The following is a 20,535-nucleotide window of genomic DNA, read 5'->3' as shown; positions in this document are numbered from 1 at the left end:
CGTCTCCGCGCGAACTACGCTGAGGGGATGCACGAGGCGCCTGCGGACCCCACGATCGGCGAGCTGAGCGAGGGGGAGATCCTGCGCCGGATCATCGCGCGCACGGGGCGGGCGTCGGCGGCCATCGTGGGACCGGGAGATGACGCCGCCGTCGTGGGCGCGCCGAGCGGGGCGGTCGTGGCGACGACGGACACGCTCGTGCACGGTCCGGACTTCCGCATGGCGTGGTCGAGCGGTTACGACCTCGGCTGGAAGGCCGCGGCCGTGAACCTCGCGGACGTGGCGGCGATGGGCGCACGCCCGACGGCGCTGCTCGTGGCGCTGGCGATGCCGAACCACACGCGGATCTCTTTCGTGGAGGCTCTCGCCGACGGTCTGCGCGACGCGTGCGACGCGCTGGCTCCCGGTTGCGCGGTCGTGGGCGGCGACCTGACCGTGTCGGCGACCCTGACACTCGCGATCACGGCTCTCGGCGACCTGGAGGGCCGGCGGGCCGTGCTGCGCTCGGGCGCGCGCGAGGGCGACGTCGTCGCGGTCGCGGGCGAGCTCGGCGTCGCGGCACGCGGCCTCGCGGTGCTGTTCGACCGCTTCCGCGACGAAGCGGGGTCGCCCGTCCCCGTGGATGCGGCACGCCTCGCGCCGGGCGAGCCCGAGGAGCTCGCGGCGCAGCTGCGACCTTCTCCGCCCATCGGGCTCGGTGCCATGGCGGCGGTCGCGGGCGCCACGGCGATGATGGACGTCTCGGACGGGCTGGGCCTGGACGCGCGCCGGCTGGCGGACGCCTCCGGTGTGTCGCTCGACCTCGACCCCGTCGCGCTGGGTCCGGACCCCGCCACCGCGCTGGAGGGCGGCGAGGACCACGCGCTGCTCGCGACGTTCGCCGAGGATGCGCTGCCGCCGGGCTTCCGCGTTCTCGGCCGCGTCGTGGCGCGCGGCGAGGCGGCCGTGCTGGTGGCCGGCCGGGCGTACGGCGGCCCGGGCGGCTGGGACCCCTATCGCGACTGGGACGCCGCGGCGGGCTGACCCCACCACAGCGCGGTGTCACCGTAGGTCCGGTCGCGCAGCGGCGCGAGTCCGGCCGTGACCCAGTCGGGCGACCCTGACCGGGACGACCGCTCCACGACCACGAGCGCGTCGGGGGAGAGCACGGATGCGAGCGCCGTCAGGTTTTGGGTGAGCTCGGCGTCGGGCAGGTCGTACGGCGGATCCAGGAACGCGAGATCGAACGGCCCGGCGGCGCCGCGCAGCCAGGTGCCGACGGCGGCCGCGTGCACACGCACCGGCGGCGCGGCGCGGCCGATCGAGCGGCGCACGCCCTCGGCGTTGCGCCGAGCGATGGTGGCCGCGGAACGGGCGCGCTCGACCAGATCGACCGCCGCGGCGCCGCGGCTCGCGGCTTCGAGCCCCAGCGCGCCGGAGCCGGCGTACAGGTCGACGACGCGGGCGCCGTCGAGCGCGTCGCTCGATTCGAGCGCTCCGAACAGCGACTCGCGCACGCGGTCGCTCGTGGGGCGCGTGCCGGATGACGGCACGTTCAGACGCACTCCGCCCGCCGCGCCCGCGATGATCCTCGTCACCGTCCCACGCTATCCGCTGGCACGTCCTCGCCCCGACCTAGACTCGGCTCATGTCGCTCACCCTCGACACGCCGCTGATCGTCGCGCTCGGAGACAAGCCCGCCAAGGAGCTCTCGCGCGCTTTCGGCATGTCGACCGTGGGCGACCTCCTCGCGCACTACCCGCGCCGCTATGCGCTGCGCGGCGAGTTGACCCCGATCGACGGATTGCCGCTCGGCGAGCTCGCGACGGTGGTCGCCGAGGTCATGTCCGTCTCGTCGCGACCCATGCGCAACCGCAGCGGCCGCATCCTCGAGGTCGTGATCGGCGACGGCAAGGGCCAGCTGGCCCTCACGTTCTTCGGTCAGGCCTGGCGCGAGAAGGAGCTGAGACCAGGACGACGCGGCGTCTTCTCGGGCAAGGTCGGGGCCTTCCGGGGCAAGCTGCAGTTCTCGAACCCCGACTACGAGCTGTTCGAGGACGACCGCAGCCCCGGCCTCGCGGAAGCCGACGAGATGGTGCGCACGCCCATCCCGATCTATCCGGCGACGGCGGCGATCGCGACCTGGAAGATCCAGCGATGGATCTCCGAGGTGCTCGACCGGCTGGGCGACGTCCCCGATCCCGTGCCCGAGGAGCTGCGATCGCGGGAGGCGCTGCTCACGGCCCGCGAGGCCGTCGGATGGGTGCACCGGCCTCAGACGCGCGCGCAGATCGACGCCGCGCGCGGCACGCTGCGCTGGCACGAGGCGCTCGTGCTGCAGACCGCGCTCGCGCAGCAGCGCCAGTTCGTGCGGATGATGTCGGCCACCAAGCGTCCCGCTCGCGCGGGAGGGCTGCTCGAGCGCTTCGACGCGGCGCTGCCGTTCGAGCGCACGCCGGATCAGATCACCGTCGGCGATCAGATCGGGCTCGACCTGACGGCCGAGTGGCCGATGAACCGGCTCGTGCAGGGCGAGGTCGGATCGGGCAAGACGCTGGTCGCGCTGCGGGCGATGCTGCAGGTGGCCGAGTCGGGCGGCCAGTCGGCGCTCATCGCGCCGACCGAGGTGCTCGCGGCGCAGCATCTGCGTTCGATGGCCCGCATGCTCGGTCCCGCGCTGGCACCCGAACTGATGCCGACGCTGCTGACCGGGCAGATGACGGCGGCCGAGCGCCGCAAGGCCGCACTTCGCGTGGCCTCCGGCCAGGCGCGGATCGTGATCGGGACCCACGCGCTGCTGAGCGCGGGCACGACCTTCGCGGATCTCGGCCTGGTCGTCGTCGACGAGCAGCACCGCTTCGGCGTCGAGCAGCGCGAGACGCTGCGCGCCAAGGGCACGAGCCCGCACGCGCTCGTGCTGACGGCGACGCCCATCCCGCGCACCGTCGCGATGACGGTGTTCGGCGATCTCGACGTGTCGACGATCCGGACGATGCCGGCCGGACGCGCGGGCATCCAGACCTTCGTCGCGCCGGTCGCCGAGAAACCCGCCTGGTTCGGGCGCGTGTGGGACCGGGCGGCGGAGGAGGTCGCGAAGGGCCACCAGGTGTTCGTCGTGTGCTCCGCGATCGACGCCGAGAAGTCGGCCCCGGCACCCGGTGCCGACGACGGCACGGGGGCGGGTGCCGCCTCCGTCGAGGGTGAGGCGGCGCGGCCGCACTGGGGCGTCGTGCAGGTGGCCGAGATGCTGCAGCGGCACCCCACCGTGGGGCGGCTGCGCATCGCGACGCTGCACGGGAAGCTGCCCGTTGACGAGAAGGACCGCATCATGCAGGACTTCGCACGCGGCGACATCGACGTGCTCGTGGCCACCACCGTGATCGAGGTCGGAGTCGACGTGGCGAACGCGTCGACCATGGTCATCCTGGATGCCGACCGCTTCGGCGTCTCCCAGCTGCATCAGCTGCGCGGTCGCGTGGGTCGCGGCGGCGTGCCCGGGCTGTGCCTGCTCGTGACGGAGGCCGAGCAGGGAAGCGTCGCGCGCTCGCGGGTCGAGGCGGTCGCCTCGACGCTCGACGGCTTCGCCCTGGCCGAGATCGACCTCGAGCTGCGCGGCGAGGGCGACGTGCTGGGCGACGCGCAGTCGGGCGTGCGCTCGTCGCTGCGGCTGCTGCGCGTCGTCAAGGACGCCGACCTCATCGCGCGTGCGCGTGCGGAGGCGGAGCGCATCCTGGAGCGCGATCCGATGCTCGACCGACATCCCGAGCTCGCCGACGCGCTGTCGCGGCGCGTCACGCAGGAGGAGCGCGCGGCCCTGTCCAAGTCGTGACCGATAGGCTCATCGGCATGAGCAGCCGGATCGCCGTCGTTCCCGGATCCTTCGACCCGCCGACCCTCGGTCATCTCGACGTCATCCGACGCGCGGCGCGGCTCTACGACGAGTTGCACGTGGTCGTCGTGCACAATCCCGACAAGGCGGGCATGCTGCCGGCCGCGCAGCGCGTGTCGCTGCTCGAGCAGTCCATCGCCGAGGACGAGGCCATGTCCGGCAATGTGATCGTCGGCGCCTGGAGCGTCGGGCTCCTCGTCGACTACGCGCAGGAAGTCGGTGCCGGGGTGCTCGTCAAGGGCATCCGCTCGCAGGTGGACGTCGCGTACGAGACGCCCATGGCGGTCGTCAACCGCCACCTGGCCGACATCGAGACGGTCTTCCTGCTGCCCGAGCCGTCGCACGCGCTCGTGTCGAGCTCGCTCGTGCGCCAGGTCGCGGGCCTCGGCGGCGACGTGTCGCCGTACGTGCCGCCGGCGGTGTCCCGCTTCCTCGCCCGGGCCGGCGCGAACGACTTCTGAGCCCGTGTGCCCGGCCCGCGCTCGGGGTCCCGCGGGTAGCATCGAAGCGTGAGATCACGAATTTCCGGTCCCTTCGTGCTCCCCGTGCGCGACATCGTGCGCAAGCCGGGCGAGATGCGCGAACACTCCCTGACCATCCCGTCGCCGCAGCGCTGGGGGGAGGGCATCGTCTCCGTGCCGCAGGGCAAGGAGATCGACCTCGACGTGCGCCTCGAGTCGGTGCACGAGGGCATTCTCGTATCGGGCACGGTCGACACGGAGTACGAGGGCGAGTGCGCCCGCTGCCTGCGCGAGATCGCCGCGCCCCTCGAAGTCGAGTTCCAGGAGCTTTTCGAGTATCCTGGAGGGGAAACTGCTGACTTCGAGGTTCAAGACGACCACGTGGATCTTGAAACTCTGGTCAGGGATGCGACCGTTCTGGCGCTTCCGTTTCAGCCGGTCTGTCAGCCGGATTGCCCCGGCCTTGATCCGGTCACGGGCGAGCGGTTGACGGAACCGGCAGGCGCCACGCAGGCGCCCGTCGATCCTCGATGGGCCGCGCTCCAGAACCTCACCGACCACGGAACGGCGCACGACGCCGCCCGCGACACAGAAGAGAGCTGAAATCATGGCTGGTAACCCCCCGAAGCGGAAGGTCTCCCGCTCCAACACCCGTTCGCGCCGCGCGCAGTGGAAGGCCGAGGCCCCCGCGCTCGTCAAGACGGTCGAGAACGGCAAGGTCGTCTACAGCCGTCCGCACCAGGCCAAGGTCGTCACCGACTCGCAGGGCACCGAGCTGTTCCTGGAGTACAAGGGCCGCAAGGTCGCCGACGTCTGAATCGGCACCCGTGACGATCGATAGTCGCGGACCTCAGCACCTGACCGAGAAGCGCGGCGGCGCCGTCGACGACGGTCGGGGACTACTGCCCCCCCCCGCTTCTCGGCTTGGCGCTGACGCACCGCTCCTTCGCGTACGAGAACGGCGGGATCCCGCACAACGAGCGTCTGGAGTTCCTCGGCGACTCGGTGCTGGGCCTGGCCGTGACGAGCATGCTGTACACGCGGCATCCCGAGCTCGATGAGGGATCACTCGCGAAGCGCCGCGCGAGCGTGGTCTCGACCGTCGCGCTGGCGGAGGTCGCGCGGGGGATCGGCCTGGGTGAGCACATCCGGCTGGGCCGGGGCGAGGTGCTCACCGGCGGGCGGGACAAGGACTCGATCCTCGCCGACGCCATGGAGGCGGTGATCGGCGCCGCCTACGTGTCGGCCGGAACCGAGTCCGCCACCGCGATGGTGCTGCGGTTGATCGAGCCGCTGCTCGAGAACCCCGAGCGGTACGGCGCCGCGATGGATCCGAAGACGGCGCTGCAGGAGATCGCGGCTCGGCAGGGCTTCACGCCGCCGATCTACTCGGTCGAGGCGAGCGGGCCGGATCACGAGCGCCGCTTCGTCGCGACCGTGGCGGTGGGCGAACTGTCGGCGAGCGGCGAGGGCACCAGCAAGAAGACCGCCGAGATGGCCGCCGCGCTGGATCTGTGGCGCGAGCTCGACGCGCGCGAACGCGCCTGATCTTCGCCCATGCCGGAGCTTCCCGAGGTCGAGGTCGTGCGTGCGGGGCTGGCGCCCGCCGTCACCGGCGCGCGCGTGCTGGGAGTGGAGGCGCACGACGCGCGCGCCCTCACACGGCACATCGGCACGGCTGCCGAGTTCGAGGCGCGGCTCACGGGTCGCACCATCCTCGGCACGGCGCGGCGCGGAAAGTTCCTGTGGTTGCCGGTCGCCGATGACGCGGCGGCGGTGGGCCCCGAGGCGGTCATGGTGCACCTCGGGATGAGCGGTCAGATGCTGCTGCGCACTCCCGGCGCGCCGGCCGAGCGGCACGAGCGCATCCGTCTCGCGATCGCACATCCGGATCACGGCGAGCTGGCGGTCGTGTTCGCGGACCAGCGGACGTTCGGCTCGCTCGCGATCGATGCGCTCGTCCCGACCCGGGACGGGCGGGCCGGGGGGTTCGGCGACGACGCGCCGCTGGTGCCGCAGCAGGCCGCGCACATCGCGCGGGATCCGCTCGATCCGGCGTTCGATGATGCGCTGTTCCGCACGCGCCTGGCGACCAAGTCGTCGGGCGTCAAACGCGTGCTGCTCGACCAGACCGTCGTCAGCGGCATCGGGAACATCTATGCGGACGAGGCGCTGTGGGCCGCGCGGATCCATCCGGAGACCTCGGCGCGGGATCTGTCGTCCCGGGCGGTGAATCGGCTGCTGGCGGAGGTCCGGGCCGTGCTGGCGAAGGCGCTGGCGGAGGGTGGGACGAGCTTCGACGCGCAGTACGTGAACGTCAACGGCCAGGCGGGGTACTTCGCGCACAGCCTGAACGCCTACGGCCGGCACGGGAAACCGTGCCCTCGCTGCGGCGTCCCGATCGTGCGCATGGCGTTCGCCAACCGCAGCAGTCACTTCTGCGCGCGGTGCCAGCGGCGCCGGTAGCGCGAAGCGGTCAGTAGGCTCCTCGGTGTGCGGATGACGTGCGGGCGTCGGGGGAGCGTTCACGAACGATGAGCGAACAGGTCGCCGGCGCCTATGATCGCCGGGCGGAGGAGTACATCGATCTGTTCGGTTCGGTCGACGCGACCTCCGCGCGGGACCGCGTCGTGATCGAGACGTGGGCTGACGGGGTTCGCGGACCGATTCTGGACGCAGGGTGCGGGCCAGGTCAGTGGACACATCATGTCGCCGGTCGGCGTGAGGAGCCGGTGGCAGGCGTCGACTGCTCCCGGCGCTTCATCGCATCGGCGCGCCGCCGGTTCCCCGGTATCGACTTCATCGAGGGAGATCTCGCGCGACTTCCCTTCGCCGATGGCGCTTTCGGCGGGGTGCTGGCGTGGTTCTCGGTCATCCATACCGCGCCGAGCGAAGTGCCTGCAATACTGCGGGAGTTCGCGCGCGTGACGCGCCGGGACGGGTCGCTCTTGATGGGCTTCTTCTCCGGGCCGGATCAGGAGCCGTTCGACCATGCCGTGACCACAGCCTGGTACTGGACATCGGATGCGTTGGGCCGGAAGCTGGAGCGTGCAGGCTTCGCGGTCGAGTGGGCGGTGGAGCGACACGAGGCTCGCATGCGGCCTCAGGCGGAGATCATCGCCACGCGGCGCGGCGCCGCCCAGCGGGCAGACTCGCGGCAAGGCGCATCGGGTTGCGTTCGGCAACCAGGAAACGCTTATATCCGCGACTTATCAGCTCACAATCCCGAGTCGATCTGAGTATCAACTTATTGCTGATACTCAGCAGTTATCAGTGATAAACTTCACTCATGACGGTCGCCATCCTCGCGGACATCGTCGGTTCCCGGCGTCAGCCTGACCGCGACGCTCTCCAGAAGCAGATCGAAGAAGCCGCCGCGCAGGCGGATCGACTGGTGCCCGGCGCGACCCGGCCCTGGCGGCCCACCGTCGGTGACGAGCTGCAGGCGGTGTACGAGACGCTCGGCGGAGCCCTGCGGGCGACGCTCGTGCTTCAGCTCGCCGCGCCTGACAGCGTCGAGTGCCGTTTCGGGATCGGCTACGGCGCCGTCGTTTCTGTCGCATCGTCGCGAGACGAGCTGCAGGACGGTCCGGGATGGTGGGCGGCGCGCGAGGCGATCGAGCATGTCCACTCGCTCGCGCGACGCCGCGTGCGACCTGCGCGCACCTGGTTCCAGGCGGGGATCGGCGCGCCGAGCGAGATCACGGCGATCACCGCGCTCGTCAACGGCTATCTCCTCGCCCGTGACCACATCATCGGCGAGATGAACGGCCGCGCACGCCGATTGACGCTCGGGCGCATGCGCGGAGACGCGCAGAAGGATCTCGCGGATGCGGAGGGGATCTCTCAGTCCGCTGTCTCGCAGTCGCTCAGCAAGGCCGGTGCGCCGGGGCTGATGCTGCTCCTCGACGAGCTCACCGAGGTCGAGGACGCGCTGCTCGGCCGGGACCGGTGACGGAGGCAGGCGGCGTCGTCGACAGATCGGCTCAGGCGGATGAGGCCAGCGAGCCCGCCAGCCCCAGCGCCTCGGCGGCCAGCCCCACGGAGGTGTCGGCGTCGCGCATCCACAACGGCACGGCACGCGTCCGGATGCCCATCCGCTCCAGCGGCTCCACGGCAGCCGCGTCGGCCTCGTCGACCAGCCAGCCGTCGAGAAGACCGCCGTCGGAGCGGGCGCCGTAGTGAGCGCCGACGGCAAGGGCCGACGTCTCGACACCGACAGCGGCGAGGCACGCATCGGCCATGCCGCGCACGACGGCGCCGGCGATGATCCCTGACACGCCGACGATCGGCGCTCGCGTCGCTGTGAGTGCCTCGCGCATGCCGGGCACGGCGAGCACCGGCCCGACCGAGACCACCGGGTTCGAGGGGGCGATGAGCACCACATCGGCGGCCGCGATCGCGGCCAGCGCCCCGGACGACGCAGTCGCGTGCGCGATGCCCTGCTGCGTGAAGCCCGTCGCCGGAAGCTGGGCGCGATGGCGCACCCACCACTCCTGGAAGTGGATCGGATCCCGGTCGGCGAGCAGGACGTACGTGTCGATCTCCGCATCCGTCGCCGGGTGCAGCGTGACACCGAGGTCCCATCGCCGGCCGAGGCGCCGGTAGACCTCGGAGAGGCTCAGTCCGTCGCGCAGCCAGGCGGTACGCGCGATGTGCGTGCCGAGGTCGAGATCGCCGAGCGTGAACCACTCCGGCGCGGTGCCCCACACGGCGAGCTCGCCCGAGACGCGCTCGCTCTCGTCGGCTCGCCCCCAGCCGCGCGTGAGGTCGTTCACGCCGGCGAGCGCGTAGAGCAGGCTGTCGTGGTCCGGTGCGATCCGCAGCCCGGACACCCACCAGTCATCGGCGGTGTTGACGACCACGTCGATCCGGTCCTGTCCGCCGGTCCGCCGCACGCGCTCGCGCAGGCCCATCACGAAACGGGCGCAGCCCACGCCGCCGCCGATCACCACAAGATTCACGCATCAACCGTATGCGGGATCGGCGGCGGCACGGATCAGGACAGCTTCTTCTCCCACGCGCCCGCGTACGACGCCGGAACGAAGCCGACGGCCTCGTTCACGTCGAGCATGTAGCGGTTCTCCTCGGCGTTGAACGTGGACACACGCGGCGACTCCGGCACGAGCTCGTGCCACTTCTTCAGCCCGATGCACTTCACGATCGCACCGAGGCGATGGCCGCGGTGCTCGGGCATCACGAGCGTTCCCCATTGCGACGTCGGACGCGTGCGGTCGGGGCCGATCGTCAGCTCGTTGAACGCCGCGACCTCGCCGGTCGGCTCGTGCACCACGAGCGTCACGCCCATCAGCGTGCCCGCCTCGGCGAACCGGCCGTCGCGCTCGAACACCCGCTCGGCATCCCACACCGACAGCTCGCTGACCATGTCGCCGCTCGGCACGTCCGAGTGCATCCGCCCGATCGCCGTGGCGTAGCCGGCGGCGTACTCGGGCGGCGTGGGACCCGCCCACCACACGGGGCGGTAGTCAGGACCGGCCTTCGCGATCGCCTGCTCCAGCAGGCTGTCGGTCGCGTCGTACGAGCCGTGCAGCTCGAACACGCTGTTGCGCTCGACCTGGCCGAGGCGGAAGCCGGCGGCGAGCATGCGGCGCGTGGCCGCGTCCTCGCTCGGGATCCAGCCCGCGCCCGTCGGCGGGACGAGGCGGTGCTCGACGGGGTCGGGCCGGTGGATCGTCCACGACTGCAGCACGCTGCGGCCGTGCTCGCGCGCGATGCGCTCGACCTCGGCCATCAGCGCGTCGGACGCCGGGCCCTGCTCGTGCTCCGCGACGAGCGACACATCGAACGCGGCGGACTCCGCGGTCGTCTTGTCGAACTCCACGCTGCCGACGCCCACGAGCGCGCCCTCGATGCGGGCACCCACGAGGTGGGTGACGCGATAGGGCGTCTCGCGCGACTGCGCGAGCAGCTCGGCCGGGTCGTCGTCGTGCAGATCGGTGCCGGAAGCCCGGCGCCACGCCTCGTTCGCGATCCTGACGGCCTCGAGGAAGTCGCCCGCGTCGGGCGCGTCCAGCGAGGCGGGGATGACGAGCGGTTCGATCCGGATGTCCAGGGTCGTCGACTCCATCACAGTTCCTTCTTCCATTCGCCGGAAGCGGCGACGGGGCGGAAGCCGACCGCCTCGTTCACGTCCAGCATGTAGCGGTTCTCCTCGGCGTTGAACGTCATGACGCTCGGGGAGGTGGGCACGAGCTCGTGCCATCGGATGAGCCCCAGGCACTTCACGATCGTGCCGAGACGGTGTCCGCGGTGCTCCGGCAGCACGAGCGTGCCGTAGTTCTCGGTGCGGCGGCCGCGGTCGCGCCCGACCACGAGCTCGTTGAACGCGGCGATGGCGCCGGTGGGCACGTGGACCACGGCGGTCACGGCCATGATCTGACCGGCGTCGGCCTTGAGCTTCTCGCGATAGCGGACGCGCTCGGCGTCCCAGGCCTCCTCTTCCCACTCGAGCTCGCCGCTGGGCACATCCGTCGCCATGCGGGAGACGGCGTAGGCGTAGCCGTCGACGTGCTCGTCGGGCGCGGGTGACTGCCACCACACCGGGCGGTAGTCGGGGCCCGCCTTCGCGAGCGCCCCATCGAGCATGCGCCGCGCGTGATCGAGCGACTCCGCGAAGTCGAACATGCTCACGCGCTCGACCTGGCCGAGTGTGTAGCCGTGCCGCTGCAGCAGGCGCGTCGTGTCGGCGTCCGCCGGAATCGAGCCGATGCCGACGGGGGAGGCGAGCCGCGCGCCGGGGTGATCCGCGCGCGCGAGATTCCAGGAGTGCAGGACGCTTCGCCCGTGCTCGTGAGCGAGGCGTTCGGCCTCGTCGAACAGGGCGTCCTCGATCCCGCGCCCGCGGTCCTCAGGTCGGACGAAGACCCCGGCGTTCGCGGTCTTCTCGCCGTCGCGCGGGTATTCGAACAGCAGGACGCCGGTGATCCGATCGCCGACCCTGACGATGCGGACCTCGCGCGCCGTGTACTCGGTGGCGTGCAGCGCGGCGAGCCACTCGGCGGGCTCGACGTCGAACAGATCCGTGCCGCTGTCGTGGCGACCGGAGGCGGTGATGATCTCCGCCGCGGCACGCAGGCCGGCCGCGTCGGGGGCGTCGGTCGTGGCGGGGATGGGCAGCGCGTCGATGCCCTGCCCGAGGGTGTGCAACGTGTCGTACATGAGAGCGTGCTTCCTTCGTGGGGAGGTCGGGGCCGGGCGGGAGTTCCACCCGGCCCCGGGTGGGGGTCGATCAGCGGGGAAGGTGCGCGTGGATCCCGGCCCAGGCGCGCGCGAGCTCGAGCTCGGCGCGACGCCTGTTCAGCTCGCGTTCCAGGTGCAGTTCGTGCAGGTCGCTGTTCGTGGCCTGGCCGCGGTCGGGGCGCGTGCCCCACAGCAGCAGCCTCAGGCCGATCCACATCGCCACCCGGTCGGGAAGCGCGGTGCGAGCAGAGCGGTTCTGCAGCGCCTCGGCTATCGAGTCCGGCGGTTGCGGCGGATGCGAGGTGCGCACGGCCTGCGCCTCGGAGCCCTGGTTCAGGACGTCGTGGCGGTCGATCGTGCGGAGCGTGGTCGTGGACATGGTGTCTCCTCGGTGATGTCCCCGGGGGCGGGGACGTGATGGATGGATCCCCGAACGGGGAGGGAACCTGTCGCGGAAGGACAGGGGGATCGCGGGAATCGAGGCGCATGGGCCGTCGATCGCGGGCCGACCGCTGCGGACGCGGTCCGGGATGCCGACGCGGTGCCCGAGGAGGAGAAGCCTCAGAAGGGCGCCCTCAGTGGGCAGACCTGTGGCGTGGGCGCGTCAGATGGCCGCGGGGAATCGCCGTGCGACGCCGATGATGCCGAGGCGGGAGACGCGGAGATCTGGAGTGAAATCAGTCAACATCGCGCCCCTCCTCTCATCTGTTCGCGGGTCGCGGCTCCCGACATTAGCGGCGGGATTCAGCGTTCGTCAAGCCTTCTCTCAGGCGTGTCTGATGCGGCGGCGCGTGGTGCACGGTGCGCGGCGAGCCGTCCGGTAGCGTGAAACCCGCGGAATTCCGCGGGAGGGGAGGAGTCGGGATGCACCTGAAGAGCGTGACGCTCAAGGGCTTCAAGTCGTTCGCGCAGCCGACGACCTTCGCGCTCGAGCCCGGTGTGACGGCCATCGTCGGTCCGAACGGCTCCGGCAAGTCGAACGTCGTCGACGCCCTCGCGTGGGTCATGGGCGAGCAGGGCGCCAAGACGCTCCGCGGCGGCAAGATGGAGGACGTCATCTTCGCCGGCACCGCGACGCGCGGCCCGCTCGGGCGCGCGGAGGTGCAGCTCGCGATCGACAACTCGGACGGTGCGCTGCCGATCGAGTACAGCGAGGTGACGATCAGCCGCACGCTGTTCCGCAGCGGATCGAGCGAGTACGCGATCAACGGCGAATCCTGCCGCCTGCTCGACGTGCAGGAGCTGCTGAGCGACTCCGGCCTCGGGCGCGAGATGCACGTGATCGTGGGACAGGGCCGGCTCGACGCCGTGCTGCAGGCGACTCCCGAGGATCGGCGCGGCTTCATCGAAGAGGCCGCCGGCATCCTGAAGCACCGCCGGCGCAAGGAGAAGACGCTGCGCAAGCTCGAGGCGATGGAGCAGAACCTCACGCGCCTGAGTGACCTGGCGGGCGAGATCCGGCGCCAGCTCAAGCCGCTCGGCAAGCAGGCGGAGATTGCGCGCGAGGCGCAGACGATCGCGGCGATCGTGCGCGACGCGAAGGCTCGGCTCCTGGCGGACGAGGTCGTGCAGCTGCGCGCCGCGCTGGCCGACCACGCGCGCAGCGAGCAGGAGCGCCACACCGAGCGCCTCGTACTGCAGGACGAGGTCGACGGCGTGCGGTCGCGGATCGCGCAGCTGGAGCGCGAGCAGAACGCCGAGGCGGTGGACGAGGCCCGCCGGGTGACGTTCGCGCTCGAGCAGGTGCAGGAGAGGCTGCGCGGGCTGTTCACGCTCGCGAACCAGCGCCTGGCGCTGCTCGGCGCGGATGACGATCCGGACGCGGTCGCGATCACGGTCACGCAGGCGGCGATCGACGAGGCACGGCACGAGATCACCGAGATCTCGGACGGGCTGGGCGCGGCCCAGGACGCCGTGCAGGATGCCTCGCGCGCACTGGTGCGAGCCCGCGGTGAGCTCGACGCGCTCGACGCCGACATCGCGGAGCAGAGCGCGCTCGTCTCCGAGCATGACATGCGACTGGCGGCGCTGCGCGGTTCGGCTGAGGCCGCGCAGTCGGCTCTCGCGGCCGTGCGCGGCGGCGTGCTGCGTCAGCAGAATGCGCTGGACGCCGCGGACCAGCGCCGGGTCGAGGCGGCCGAGGAGTTGGAGCGGATCGATCCGACCGTGGTGTCGGAGGGTTCCGCGGCCGAGCATCAGGCCGCGTACGAGACCGCGCAGCGCGAGACAGGCGAGGCCGAGGCGGAGCTCGAGCGCATCCGCGAGGCGCACCGCGCCGCCGAGCGCGAGGCGGACGCGCTGACGGCGAAGGTGGCGGCGCTGTCGAGCGCGCTCGATGTGCAGAACGGGGCCGCGGCGCTCATCGCGCGGGGCGGTGAGGGCGTCCGGGGTCTCGTAGGAGACGAGGTGCATGTCGACCCGGGCTACGAGGCCGCGATCGCGGCCGTGCTCGGGCCCCTCGCCGAGGGCGTGCTGGTCGAATCGCGCACCGCGGCGTTCGCCGTCGCGGCGGGCGCCGCCGAGTTCGGCGTGGTCGACATCGTGATCGCCGAAGCGGGGCCGGCGGACGTGGCGCCCACGGCGCTGCCGGGGGTGGTTCCGGCACGCGAGGTCGTGCGGGCGCCCGACGGCGTGCTGCGGATCCTCGCGCATGTCGCAGTGGCAGAGGATCTCGACGCCGCGCGTGCCGCATTCGCGGCGGCGCCCGACTCGACGCTGACGATCGTGACCCGGGCCGGCGAGGTGTGCACGGCGCAGACCGTGCGGGCCGGGGCGGGGGAGCGGTCGCGCCTCGAGCTGCAGGCCGAGCGGGACGCCGCGGCGGCGCGGCTCGCCGAGGTGCGGGTGCAGGTCGAGGAGCACACCGTGCTGCGCACCGAGGCGAACGAGCGCCTGCAGACCGCGCGCCGCGTCGCCAAGGAGGCGCTCCAGGCCCTGCGCGAGCACGACGCTCACCTGGCGCAGCATGCCGAGCAGCTGAATCGCGCGACGGTGCGTCACGAGGCGGCGGTCGCGGAGTGCGAGCGTCTGCAGAACGGCCTCGCACAGGCGCAGGGCGCCGTGGCGGATGCGGAGGCCAAGGCGAAGGCGGCGACGGAGCAGCTCAACGCCGCACTGGAGAAGCCGCGGCCGATCCTGGACGCCTCCGCGCGCGACGACTACCTCGCAGCGCTGGAGGCCGCGCGCGAGCAGGAGATGCGCGCGCGACTGGACGTCGAGACGCTGCGCGAGCGTGTCCGCGCGGCCGAGGCCCGCGCCGTGAGCCTAGAGCGGCAGCGCGAGCGCGAGCGCGAGGCGGCGGCCGCCGCCGCGCGGCGCGCCGTCATCCGCCGCCGCCAGCGCGAGATCGCAGCGGGGGTCGCTGCGGAGCTGCCCCACCTGCTCGACTCGGTCGACCGCTCGGTCACCGAGGCGCGCATGGCCCTCGCCGAGGCGGAGAACGCCCGCGCCACCGTGACGGCCGAGCTGCGCGAACTGCGCGGCAAGGAGGCAGGTCTCCGCGAGCGCCTCACGGGCCTCACCGAGAGCGTGCACGGGCTCGAGCTGCAGATCCACGAGAAGAAGCTGCACATCACGAGCCTGCTCGAGCGGGTCGCGAGCGAACTCGGCTTGGGCGAGGACATCCTGGTTTCGGAATATGGCCCGGACCAGCCCGTTCCTCGCGATACGGCGGACATCCGCGCTGCGGAGGATCTCGTCGAGCACGCCCAGCAGAGCGGTCATGCCGACGAGGGCATGCCGGCCACGATCCCGTACGACCGCCGCATGCAGGAGCGCCGTCTGCGCGATGCCGAGCGCAAGCTCGCCCAGCTCGGCCGCGTGAATCCGCTCGCGCTCGAGGAGTTCGCCGCCCTCGAGCAGCGGCACAAGTTCCTGACCGAGCAGCTGGACGACCTCGTCCAGACCCGCAAGGACCTGATGACGATCATCGCGGACCTCGACGAGCGCATGCAGGTGATCTTCGAGGCGGCGTTCGAGGACACGAAGGCCGCGTTCGCCGAGGTCTTCCCGATCCTGTTCCCCGGCGGCACGGGGTCCATCGCGCTCACGAACCCGGACGACCTGCTCACGACCGGCATCGAGGTGTCGGTGCGGCCCGTCGGCAAGAAGATCGAGCGGCTGTCGCTGCTCTCCGGCGGCGAGCGATCCCTCGCCGCCGTGGCGTTCCTGACGGCGATCTTCAAGGCCCGTCCCAGCCCGTTCTACATCCTCGACGAGGTCGAGGCCGCGCTCGACGACGCGAACCTCGGCCGTCTGCTGGGGGTGTTCGAGCAGCTGCGCGAGTCCAGCCAGCTGATCGTGATCACCCACCAGAAGCGCACGATGGAGATCGCCGACGCGCTGTACGGCGTCTCCATGCGCCAGGACGGCGTCTCGGCCGTCGTGGGCCAGCGGATCTCCGAGCGCGCCGCGTCGTGACGGCCGCCGACGCGTTCGACGCTCTCGCCCCGCGGCTGCGCCGGTGGCCGGACGTGGAGGCGCACGACCTGGTCGCGGCCGACGCGAGCGATCGGCTCATCCTGTCGGAGGCCCGTCCGGCCGCCCAGGACGTCGTCGTGATCGGCGACCGGTACGGAGCGCTGACGCTGTCGCTGCTGGAGGCGGATCCGCGCGCCCGGGTGCGCGTGCATCAGGATGCGATCACGGGGGAGCGGGCGCTGCGGGCGAACGCGGAGCGTGTCGGCATCCCGCTGAACCGGGTCGCCTGGCACCCGCTGGACGCCTCACTCGCCGACGGCGCGCGCGCCGTGATGCTGCAGCTGCCGCGATCGCTCGACGCGCTCGACGAGATCGCGGGAGTCGTCGCCTCCGCCGCCGCGGACGATGTCCGGCTCGTCGCGGGCGGTCGGGTGAAGCACATGACGCCCGCGATGAACGACGTCCTGGGGCGGCACTTCGCGTCCGTCACGGCGAGCCGCGCCGCGAGCAAGTCGCGCGTGCTGCACGCGAGCGGCCCGATCCGCGCGACGAGCGATCAGTGGCCGCACGCGCAGCGGCATCCGGATCTCGGGATCACGGTGTGCGCGCACGGCGCCGCCTTCGCGGGGACGTCGATCGACATCGGCACGCGGTTCCTCCTGGGCTTCCTGCCCGACATGCGCGAGGCGACCGACGCGGTCGATCTCGCGTGCGGCACGGGCGTGCTCGCGACGATGCTCGCGACGTCGCGACCGGCCGTCCGGGTGCTCGCGACGGATCAGTCGGCGGCGGCCGTCGCATCGGCGCGCGCGACCGCCGCCGCGAACGGCGTGGCGGATCGCGTCGAGGTGGTGCGGGACGACGGGCTCGGATCGCGGCCGGACGCCTCGGTCGACCTCATCCTGCTCAACCCGCCCTTCCACTCCGGAGCAGCGGTGACCGACGCGATCGCCCCCAAGCTGTTCGCGGACGCCGCGCGCGTGCTGCGTCCGGGAGGCGAGCTCTGGTGCGTGTTCAACTCGCACCTCGGCTATCGCCCGATCCTCGAGCGCATGGTCGGTCCGACGCGTCAGGCGGGGCGGAATCCGAAGTTCACGGTGACGGTGTCCGTGCGGCGCTAAGGCCCACCGAGCGTCCCCGCACCCTGTCGATCAGCCGGCGAGGACGGCGGCGTAGAGCGCGCGGGTGCGATCGGCGATCTGCAGCCAGGAGAACTCGCGCTCTGCACGCCGGCGCCCCGCCTCGCCCAGTGTGCGCGCGCGATCCCTGTCCGACACCATGTCGGTGAGCGCGGCGGCGAGGTCGGACACGAACCGGTCGGGGTCCGTCGGGGTGCCCGTTCCGTCGTCGAGCTGCTCCAGCGGCACGATCGTGCCGGTCTCGCCGTGGGCGACGACCTCCGGGATGCCGCCGGTGCCCGTGCCGACGACGGGGGCGCCGCACGCCATCGCCTCCAGGTTCACGATGCCGAGCGGCTCGTAGACGGAGGGGCACACGAACGTGGTGGCCGCGCTGAGGAGAGCGCACAGCTCGTGCCGGGGCAGGTGCCGGTCGATCCAGACGATGCCCTGACGGCTCTCGCGCAGCTCGGCGACCAGCCCCTCGACCTCCGCCATGATCTCGGGGGTGTCAGGGGCGCCGGCACAGAGCACGAGCTGCACGTCCGGGGGCAGCAGTCGCGCCGCGCGCAGCAGGTACGGCAGGCCCTTCTGCCGCGTGATCCGTCCGACGAACACGACCGACGGACGATCCGGATCCACTCCGAGCGCGCGCACCGTGTCGGCGTCGTCGACGCGGTGCCAGGCGTCGAGGTCGATGCCGTTGTAGACGACCTTCACGCGCTCCGGGTCCAGGTCCGGGTACACCCGCAGCAGGTCGCGTCGCATTCCCTCGCTGACGGCGACGACCGCATCGGCGGAGGTCAGCGCGTCACGCTCTATCCAGCTCGACAGGCGGTAGCCGCCGCCGAGCTGCTCGGCCTTCCAGGGGCGCAGCGGTTCGAGGCTGTGCGCGGTCGCGACGTGCGGGACGCCGTGCAGCATCTTGGCGACGTGACCGGCGAAGTTCGCGTACCAGGTGTGCGAGTGCACGAGGTCCGTGCCCGCGACGTCGCGCGCGATCGCGAGATCCACGCCCATCGTCTGCAGCGCGCCGTTCGCCTCGCCGAGTCCGTCCGGCACCTCGTACGCGTGCACGTCGTGCTCGTCCCTGGGTGCGCCGAAGCACCGCACAACGACGTCGATGTCGCGCCGCAGGGCCTTGACGAGTTCGGCGACGTGGACGCCGGCGCCCCCGTAGATCTCGGGTGGGTACTCACGGGTGAGCAGGTCGACGCGCATGGTGTCAACCTAGTGGGATCCACGTCGTGGGGACACTAGGGTCAGCCCTATGGCAGCGGCTGCAACGAAGAAGGTGCTGGGGATCGTCCTCGCGGGCGGCGAAGGCAAGCGACTGATGCCATTGACACTCGACCGCGCCAAGCCGGCGGTGCCGTTCGGCGGTCACTATCGCCTGATCGACTTCGCGCTGTCGAATCTGATGAACTCGGGCCTGCGTCAGATCATCGTGCTGACCCAGTACAAGTCGCACAGCCTCGACCGCCACATCTCACAGCTGTGGCGCATGAGCGGGCTGTTCAACTCGTACGTCACCTCGGTGCCCGCGCAGCAGCGCCTCGGCAAGCGCTGGTACCTCGGCTCGGCCGACGCGATCCTGCAGAGCCTGAATCTCGTGTTCGACGAGAACCCCGACTACATCGTCGTCGTAGGGGCGGATCACGTGTACCGCATGGATTTCGAGCACATGCTGGACGCGCATATCGCGTCGGGCGCCGAGTGCACCGTGGCCGCGATCCGGCAGCCGATCACGCTCGCGGACCAGTTCGGCGTGATCGACGTGGATCCGCAGGATCCGTCGTGCATCCGCGAGTTCCTCGAGAAGCCCGCGCAGCCGCAGGGCCTGCCGGATTCGCCGGGCGAGGTGCTGGCCTCGATGGGCAATTACATCTTCACGAAGGATGCGCTCGTGGAGGCCGTGCGCGCCGACGGGGAGCGCACGGACTCGAACCATGACATGGGTGGCGACATCGTGCCGTACTTCGTGGAGAAGGGCACGGCGGGCGTCTACGACATGAAGAACAACGACGTGCCCGGCAGCACGGCGCGTGATCGGTACTACTGGCGCGACGTCGGGACGATCGAGTCGTACTTCGACGCGCATCAGGATCTGATCTCGGTGCTGCCGGTCTTCAATCTGTACAACAACGAGTGGCCGATCTTCAGCAGGCAGGACAACCTGCCGCCGGCGAAGTTCACCCGCGATGCGCGCGGCACGCTGAGCACCGTGATCGACTCGATCGTCTCGCTCGGCTCGGTCATCTCCGGCGCGCACATCGAGCGCAGCGTGCTGGGGCCGCGCACGGTCGTCGAGTCGGGAGCGATGCTGACCGACTCGATCGTTTTCGAGAACACGCGCGTCGCGGCGGGTGCCACGATACGCCGGGCGATCGTCGATAAGAGCGTCGTGATCGAGGCGGGCGCCGCGGTCGGCGTCGATGCCGCGCGGGACCGCGCTCGCGGCTTCATCGTGACCGACAGCGGCATCACGGTCGTCGGCAAGGGCGCGCGCGTCACGGCCGACTGAGCGCTGGCGCGGCTCGCGGCGCACGCCGACATAGAGTTGATCCCATGGCGGAGAAGTGGTCCCTGGGTCGTGCGCTGCGCGGCGTGTTCGTGCGTCCGACGATCGACGAGGACACGTGGGACACACTCGAGACCGCGCTGATCCAGGCCGACTTCGGACCGGACATCACGGAGCGGATCGTCGATCAGCTGCGTGACGACGTCGAGCGCTACCGCACGACGGATCCGCGCGACCTCAACCGCATGCTGAAGGAGACGCTCGAGGAGCGGTTCGCGAAGTACGACACGACCCTGAAGCTCACCGAGCGGCCCGCGGTCGTGCTGGTCGTCGGCGTGAACGGCGTCGGCAAGACCACCACGATCGGCAAGTTCGCGCACTTCCTCGGCCGGTATCAGCGCTCGGTCGTCGTGGGTGCCGCCGACACGTTCCGCGCCGCGGCCGTCGACCAGCTCGCGACGTGGGCCGAGCGCGGCGGAGCCGCGATCGTGCGCCCCGATCGCGAGGGCCAGGACCCGGCGTCCGTCGCCTTCCAGACGATCGACTACGCCAAGCGCACGGGCACCGAGATCGTGCTCGTCGACACGGCCGGTCGCCTGCACACCAAGGGCGGCCTGATGGACGAGCTCACCAAGATCCGGCGCGTGATCGAGAAGCAGGCGCCGATCAGCGAGGTGCTGCTCGTGCTCGACGCGACCACGGGCCAGAACGGCGTGATGCAGGCAGAGGCGTTCCTGCAGCACGCCGGCGTGACCGGCCTTGTGATCTCGAAGCTCGACGGCTCGGCGAAGGGCGGATTCGTGCTCGCCGTGCAGGAGCGCACGGGCATCCCGGTGAAGCTGCTGGGCCAGGGCGAGGGCATCGGCGACCTCACGGGCTTCACGCCCCACGTGTTCGTGCAGGCGCTCGTCGAGGGCGCCGTCGACTGAGGCGCGGCCCGCGCGCGGG

The 20,535-nt window shown here is 71.5% G+C and carries 19 protein-coding genes; 13 read left to right on the top strand and 6 right to left on the bottom strand.

The genetic code is table 11. The annotated features are described in order from the left end of the window. The first annotated feature begins 27 nt into the window (after positions 1-27). The gene (gene thiL / locus RIF89_RS00260) at positions 28-1,023 is read left to right on the top strand and encodes a thiamine-phosphate kinase (protein WP_309067181.1); all 996 of its coding nucleotides are present in this window, start codon (positions 28-30) and stop codon (positions 1,021-1,023) included. Here the strand turns inward: thiL and rsmD are convergent. Further along, positions 993-1,577, bottom strand: coding sequence for a 16S rRNA (guanine(966)-N(2))-methyltransferase RsmD (gene rsmD / locus RIF89_RS00255; protein ID WP_309067180.1), 585 nt, complete (start codon positions 1,575-1,577; stop codon positions 993-995). The two genes, thiL and rsmD, sit on opposite strands and share 31 nt — an antisense overlap. Before the next feature lie 50 nt (positions 1,578-1,627). On the opposite strand from rsmD, the gene RIF89_RS00250 reads away from it, so the two are divergent. From RIF89_RS00250 to RIF89_RS00215, 8 genes are all read left to right on the top strand, one after another. Beyond that, the gene (locus RIF89_RS00250; protein ID WP_309067179.1) at positions 1,628-3,808 is read left to right on the top strand and encodes an ATP-dependent DNA helicase RecG; all 2,181 of its coding nucleotides are present in this window, start codon (positions 1,628-1,630) and stop codon (positions 3,806-3,808) included. 17 nt (positions 3,809-3,825) lie between these two features. Then, complete coding sequence (coaD, locus tag RIF89_RS00245; RefSeq protein WP_309067178.1) at positions 3,826-4,329, top strand: pantetheine-phosphate adenylyltransferase; 504 nt, start codon at positions 3,826-3,828, stop codon at positions 4,327-4,329. Between the two features lie 60 nt (positions 4,330-4,389). Further along, positions 4,390-4,932 (top strand): YceD family protein, encoded by a 543-nt coding sequence (locus RIF89_RS00240; RefSeq protein ID WP_309067190.1) that lies wholly within the window; start codon positions 4,390-4,392, stop codon positions 4,930-4,932. Positions 4,933-4,936: 4 nt separating this feature from the next. Then, on the top strand, positions 4,937-5,146 hold the full coding sequence (gene rpmF / locus RIF89_RS00235; protein ID WP_050721097.1) for a 50S ribosomal protein L32: 210 nt from the start codon (positions 4,937-4,939) through the stop codon (positions 5,144-5,146). A 107-nt stretch (positions 5,147-5,253) separates the two neighbouring features. Further along, positions 5,254-5,877 (top strand): ribonuclease III, encoded by a 624-nt coding sequence (gene rnc, locus RIF89_RS00230; protein WP_309067177.1) that lies wholly within the window; start codon positions 5,254-5,256, stop codon positions 5,875-5,877. A gap of 9 nt (positions 5,878-5,886) precedes the next feature. Next, complete coding sequence (gene mutM / locus RIF89_RS00225; protein WP_309067176.1) at positions 5,887-6,795, top strand: bifunctional DNA-formamidopyrimidine glycosylase/DNA-(apurinic or apyrimidinic site) lyase; 909 nt, start codon at positions 5,887-5,889, stop codon at positions 6,793-6,795. Positions 6,796-6,863: 68 nt separating this feature from the next. Beyond that, positions 6,864-7,568 (top strand): class I SAM-dependent methyltransferase, encoded by a 705-nt coding sequence (locus RIF89_RS00220; RefSeq protein ID WP_309067175.1) that lies wholly within the window; start codon positions 6,864-6,866, stop codon positions 7,566-7,568. A 50-nt stretch (positions 7,569-7,618) separates the two neighbouring features. Further along, on the top strand, positions 7,619-8,284 hold the full coding sequence (locus RIF89_RS00215; protein ID WP_309067174.1) for a SatD family protein: 666 nt from the start codon (positions 7,619-7,621) through the stop codon (positions 8,282-8,284). Between the two features lie 31 nt (positions 8,285-8,315). Here the strand turns inward: RIF89_RS00215 and cofD are convergent, their stop codons facing one another. From cofD to RIF89_RS00195, 4 genes are all read right to left on the bottom strand, one after another. Continuing rightward, a complete protein-coding gene (gene cofD / locus RIF89_RS00210) occupies positions 8,316-9,293 on the bottom strand; it encodes a 2-phospho-L-lactate transferase (RefSeq protein WP_309067173.1) in 978 nt (325 codons plus the stop codon). A gap of 35 nt (positions 9,294-9,328) precedes the next feature. Further along, a complete protein-coding gene (locus RIF89_RS00205) occupies positions 9,329-10,417 on the bottom strand; it encodes a GNAT family N-acetyltransferase (protein ID WP_309067172.1) in 1,089 nt (362 codons plus the stop codon). Beyond that, entirely contained in the window at positions 10,417-11,508 is a 1,092-nt protein-coding gene (locus RIF89_RS00200) for a GNAT family N-acetyltransferase (RefSeq protein ID WP_309067171.1), read from the bottom strand. Before RIF89_RS00200 ends, RIF89_RS00205 begins: the two co-directional genes overlap by 1 nt. 70 nt (positions 11,509-11,578) lie before the next feature. After that, positions 11,579-11,908, bottom strand: a complete 330-nt coding sequence (locus tag RIF89_RS00195) for a hypothetical protein (protein WP_309067170.1) — start codon at positions 11,906-11,908, stop codon at positions 11,579-11,581. Between the two features lie 485 nt (positions 11,909-12,393). Here RIF89_RS00195 and smc point away from each other — a divergent pair, with 485 nt between their 5' ends. Then, positions 12,394-15,948 carry a chromosome segregation protein SMC gene (gene smc / locus RIF89_RS00190; RefSeq protein ID WP_309067169.1) on the top strand — a complete coding sequence of 1,185 codons (3,555 nt, stop codon included), beginning with the start codon at positions 12,394-12,396 and terminating at the stop codon, positions 15,946-15,948. Beyond that, positions 15,945-17,069, top strand: coding sequence for a methyltransferase (locus RIF89_RS00185; protein WP_309067168.1), 1,125 nt, complete (start codon positions 15,945-15,947; stop codon positions 17,067-17,069). The genes smc and RIF89_RS00185 overlap by 4 nt, the downstream gene beginning before the upstream one ends. Before the next feature lie 30 nt (positions 17,070-17,099). Here the strand turns inward: RIF89_RS00185 and glgA are convergent, their stop codons facing one another. After that, on the bottom strand, positions 17,100-18,287 hold the full coding sequence (gene glgA, locus RIF89_RS00180) for a glycogen synthase (protein ID WP_309067167.1): 1,188 nt from the start codon (positions 18,285-18,287) through the stop codon (positions 17,100-17,102). A gap of 49 nt (positions 18,288-18,336) precedes the next feature. On the opposite strand from glgA, the gene glgC reads away from it, so the two are divergent. Next, positions 18,337-19,590 carry a glucose-1-phosphate adenylyltransferase gene (gene glgC, locus RIF89_RS00175; protein ID WP_309067166.1) on the top strand — a complete coding sequence of 418 codons (1,254 nt, stop codon included), beginning with the start codon at positions 18,337-18,339 and terminating at the stop codon, positions 19,588-19,590. Positions 19,591-19,634: 44 nt separating this feature from the next. After that, positions 19,635-20,516 carry a signal recognition particle-docking protein FtsY gene (gene ftsY, locus RIF89_RS00170; protein WP_309067165.1) on the top strand — a complete coding sequence of 294 codons (882 nt, stop codon included), beginning with the start codon at positions 19,635-19,637 and terminating at the stop codon, positions 20,514-20,516. Positions 20,517-20,535 lie beyond the last annotated feature (19 nt).

It is taken from the genome of Microbacterium sp. (assembly GCF_031178525.1).
Classification (GTDB): domain Bacteria; phylum Actinomycetota; class Actinomycetes; order Actinomycetales; family Microbacteriaceae; genus Microbacterium.
This window is presented reverse-complemented; position numbering and strand designations above follow the sequence as displayed.